Genomic DNA, 4,210 nt, shown 5'->3' with positions numbered 1-4,210 from the left:
GTAGACCGGCCTGGCCTTGACGGAGGTCTGTCCGGCGGAAACATCCACCAGATCGACACCGGCGGCCCGGAACAGCTTCGCGATTTCGACGGCGTCGTCCGGCGTGATGCCTTCCTCGCCCACCCAGTCGTTGGCCGAGATACGCACCGACATCGGCTTTTCTTCCGGCCAGACGGCACGCATCGCCTTGAAGACCTCGAGCGGCCAGCGCATTCGGTTTTCCAGCGAACCGCCGTATTCGTCGGTGCGGACGTTGGAGACCGGCGAAATGAAGGACGACAGCAGATAGCCGTGTGCGGCGTGCAGCTCGATCATGTCGAAGCCGGCCCGTCCGGCCATTTCGGCAGCCGCCACGAACTGGTCGCGGATCTCGTCCATTTCAGCGCGCGTGATTTCGCGCGGCACGGCATGACCTTCCGCCCAGGGGATGGCAGACGCGGAGACAACCTCCCAGTTGCCTTCCGGCAGAGGTTCATCCATGCCTTCCCAACCGATGCGTGTGGAGCCCTTGCGGCCGGAATGGCCGATCTGGCAGCAGATCTTCGCATCGGTTTCCCGGTGCACGAAGTCGGTCAGCCGCTTCCAGGCAGTTTCATGCTCGGGCGCATAAAGGCCGGGACAGCCCGGCGTGATCCGGCCTTCGGCGCTGACGCAGGTCATTTCCACATAGACGAGGCCCGCCCCGCCCTTGGCGCGTTCGCCATAGTGGATGAAATGCCAGTCGGTCGGGCTGCCGTCGACAGCCTTGTACTGGGCCATCGGCGAGACCACGATGCGGTTCTTCAATTCCATGCCACGCAGCTTGATAGGCGTGAACATCGGCGAGCGGACCGGTGCGTTGGGCGATACACCCGACTGGTCCATGAACCAGCGCTCGGCCGATTCCAGCCACTTCGGATCGCGCAGGCGCAGATTTTCGTGGCTGATGCGCTGGGAACGGGTCAGCATGGAATAGTTGAGCTGGACCGGATCGAGATGGAGATAACGCTCGACGTGCTCGAACCATTCCAGCGAGTTGCGTGCCGCCGACTGCAGACGCAGCACCTGAAGCCTGCGGTCCTCCTCGTAGCGCGTGAAGGCAGCCTTCATGTCGGCTTCTTCGTGCAGGTAATCGGCGAGCGCGATCGCGGATTCAAACGCCAGTTTCGAGCCGGAACCGATGGAGAAATGCGCGGTCGCGGCGGCATCGCCGAGGAGCACCACGTTTTCGTAGCTCCACTTTTCGCAAAGCACCCGCGGGAAACGGATCCAGGCGGAGCCGCGGATGTGGCGGGCGTTGGTCATCAGGGAATGGCCGCCGAGGTGATCCTTGAAGATCTCCTCGCAGGTCCTGATGCTTTCCTCCTGGCTCATCTGGCCGAAGCCGAAGGCATCGAAGGTGTCCTGCGCGCATTCGACAATGAAGGTCGCCGTTTCATCGTCGAACTGATAGGCGTGCGCCCAGACCCAGCCGTGCTCGGTTTCCTCGAAGATGAAGGTGAAGGCGTCAGCGAATTTCTGGTGCGTGCCGAGCCCGACGAACTGGCACAGGCGCTGGTCGATGTCCGGCTTGAAGGTATCCTGGTAGAGCGTGCGCGTCTTGGAGTTCAGACCGTCGGCGGCAACGACCAGATCGTAGTCCTTGCGGTAGTCTTCGGCGCTTTCGACTTCCGTCTCGAATTTCAGGTTGATGCCGAGCTCGCGGGCGCGCTCCTGAAGGAGAAGCAGCAGCTTCATCCGGCCGATGCCGCAGAAGCCGTGCCCGGTGGAAACCAGCCGCTCACCCTTGAAATGCAGGGCGATGTCATCCCAGTAGGCGAAGTTCTCGCCGATGGACTTGGCACTGACCGGATCGTTGGCAGCCAGGTTCTGGAGCGTTTCCTCGGACAGAACCACGCCCCAGCCGAAAGTGTCATCGGGACGGTTACGCTCGATCACGTCGATTTCGTGAGAGGGATCCCGCAGCTTCATGGAGATGGCGAAGTAGAGGCCACCCGGCCCTCCACCCAAACAAGCAATCCGCATTAGATCCTCCGTACGCTGAATTGGATGTCTTCAGCGAACCACAATTCCGAATTTGCTTCAAGCCTAAAATTTCAAGCTTAAAATAATTTTCCCTCACGCCGCCTTCCGCAGGTTCCCGGTTGTTGCGCGGCACAAGAGCAGGAAAAGACGGTGAGTGACGAAGCGAAAAGGAGGTCCCCGGAAGAATGCGGCGTGACTGCGCCCGCCACCATCGCCTTCCCGGACGCAGCGCAGCGAAGATCCGGGAGCGGAGAAACTGTGCCACTTGCCCAGGAAGAACATGAAGATGCAGGAGCTTGCAACGCCCTTGATCCCCGTTCGCGCTCCGCTTGACCGGGAAGGCACCAAAAGAAGAGGCTGGCGCTGGAACTGGCTACTGACTGGAATGGTCCGCGCACAGGCTTCGCCTGCGACGCCAGCCAAGCTGCCCGGACCTTTATTCCGCCCGTGATTTTCGCGGTGCAAAAGACGCATCACCGGAAGTCTGTTCCAATCCGGGCAGGTCCCGTCAGGTCGCCAGCATCTTCTCCGCGAGGCGCAGGATGCGCTCAGGATCGGGATGATGGGTAGCCTTGTCTTTCATTCGCGCCCAAAGGACCCGCAGCAGGGTCTTGACTGTCAGCCTCATGAAGTCGTGGGCCTTGGCCGAGGGGTCAGCGCTTGCCAGAACCGCGTCCCGTGCCCTGCACCATTCCGACAGGTTTTCCGCGGACTGTGCACCGGAATCCTTCAGGAACCGTTCGAAGGCTGCGCCCGCCGCGCCCGGCAGAAGGCGGGTGACAAGGGCACGCTCGTGAATGCCGTTGGCGCCTTCATAGATCGCGGTGATGCGCACGTCGCGATAGCATTGCTCGAGGAAATATTCCTTCAAGTAACCATAGCCGCCCAGAACCTGCATGCCGAGTTCGGTCGCCCGCATGCCCGCCTCGGTGCAACAGACCTTGGCAACCGGCGTCAGGAACTCCGCGAGATCCGGATCTTCGCCCGCTTCCACCGTGACCAGCGCCAGATGGGTAATCGCCCGGCCACCCAGAGCCAGCGCGTCGATTTCATCCAGCATGCGCCTGACGTCCGCATGGCGGTCCAGCGTCACCGGCTTTCCGTCCACGCCGCGCCCCTGCACGCGCTCGGCGGCATAGGTCCGGGCAATGTCGGCGGCGCGCGCCGCATGGGCGACGCCCTGCAAGGCGACGTCCACGCGGGCATGGTTCATCATCGTGAACATCGCCTTCAGCCCCGCACCCTCCGCGCCGACAAGCTCCGCCTCGGCGCTGTCGAACCGGAGCTGGCAGGTGGGCGACGCGTGAAGCCCCATCTTTTCCTCGATACGGGTCACCGTGACGGCGTTGCGGCTGCCATCCACCAGAGTGCAAGGACACAGGAACAGCGACAGTCCCTTGACGCCTTCGTCCGAAGTTCTGGCGAGCACCAGATGGTGGATCTTTGCGCTCATGTCCTGGTCACCGCCGGAGATGAAGATCTTTTCGCCCGAGATTCTCCAGCCGTTGCCGGTGTTTTCCGCCTTGCAGCGGATGCGGGAGAGATCCGATCCGGCTTCCGGTTCCGTCAGGCACATGGTGGCCAGCGCCTCGCCGGAGGCAAAGTCAGGGATGTAGCGCTGCTGCTGGTCTTCCGAGCCGAAGGCAAGCAGGGTGCGGACCGCGCCGGACGCCAGACTGGTGACCATCTGCAGGCTGTGGTTCGCACCGGTAAAAATCTCGGAAGTGATCGACAATGCCGTCGCCTCGAGCCCCTGACCGCCAAACCTTTCCGGAACCGTCAGGCCCGGCCAGCCCTGTTCCGCGTAGGCCTGATAGGCCTCCTTGAACCCTTCCGGCATGATGACGCGTCCGTCTTCCTGCCGGCAGCCCTGGGCGTCTCCCGGCTCGTTGAGCGGGGCGAGCTGTTCCTCGGCAAAGGCGGCGAAGTGGCCGCCGATTTCCGCCGCCAGCTCCCCGTCCCAATGGGGCAGCCTTGCCGCGCCTGCCACATGGGTCAGCGTGAACAGGATGTCGTCGAGCGGGGCTGAGAACGGTTTCATGTGTCGGTTTCTCTCGTTAGTGCCGGAGAGAAGGTCTCCTCTCCCACGTCCTCATCCTGAGGAGGACCGTCAGGTCCGTCTCGAAGGATGAGGATGAGTGAATGGCAGACTTTCTCAATGCGCCGTCATGGGGTCGCCGGTCCTCAATGGACCGAAAACAGCGAA

2 protein-coding genes are annotated in these 4,210 nt (G+C 62.5%); both read right to left on the bottom strand.

Going from position 1 to position 4,210, the window contains the following annotated elements; translation table 11 throughout:
* On the bottom strand, nucleotides 1-2,004 hold a 2,004-nt coding region (locus tag ACQY7U_RS11905), incomplete at its 3' end, for a bifunctional salicylyl-CoA 5-hydroxylase/oxidoreductase (RefSeq protein WP_428644694.1).
* A gap of 508 nt (nucleotides 2,005-2,512) precedes the next feature.
* The gene (locus ACQY7U_RS11900; RefSeq protein WP_428644692.1) at nucleotides 2,513-4,045 is read right to left on the bottom strand and encodes an acyl-CoA dehydrogenase family protein; all 1,533 of its coding nucleotides are present in this window, start codon (nucleotides 4,043-4,045) and stop codon (nucleotides 2,513-2,515) included.
* Nucleotides 4,046-4,210: the final 165 nt, after the last annotated feature.

The sequence above is a fragment of the Roseibium sp. genome, from assembly GCF_050301095.1.
Classification (GTDB): Bacteria; Pseudomonadota; Alphaproteobacteria; order Rhizobiales; family Stappiaceae; genus Roseibium.
Note: the sequence above shows the minus strand (reverse complement) of the source record. Positions and strands in the feature narration are given on the sequence as shown.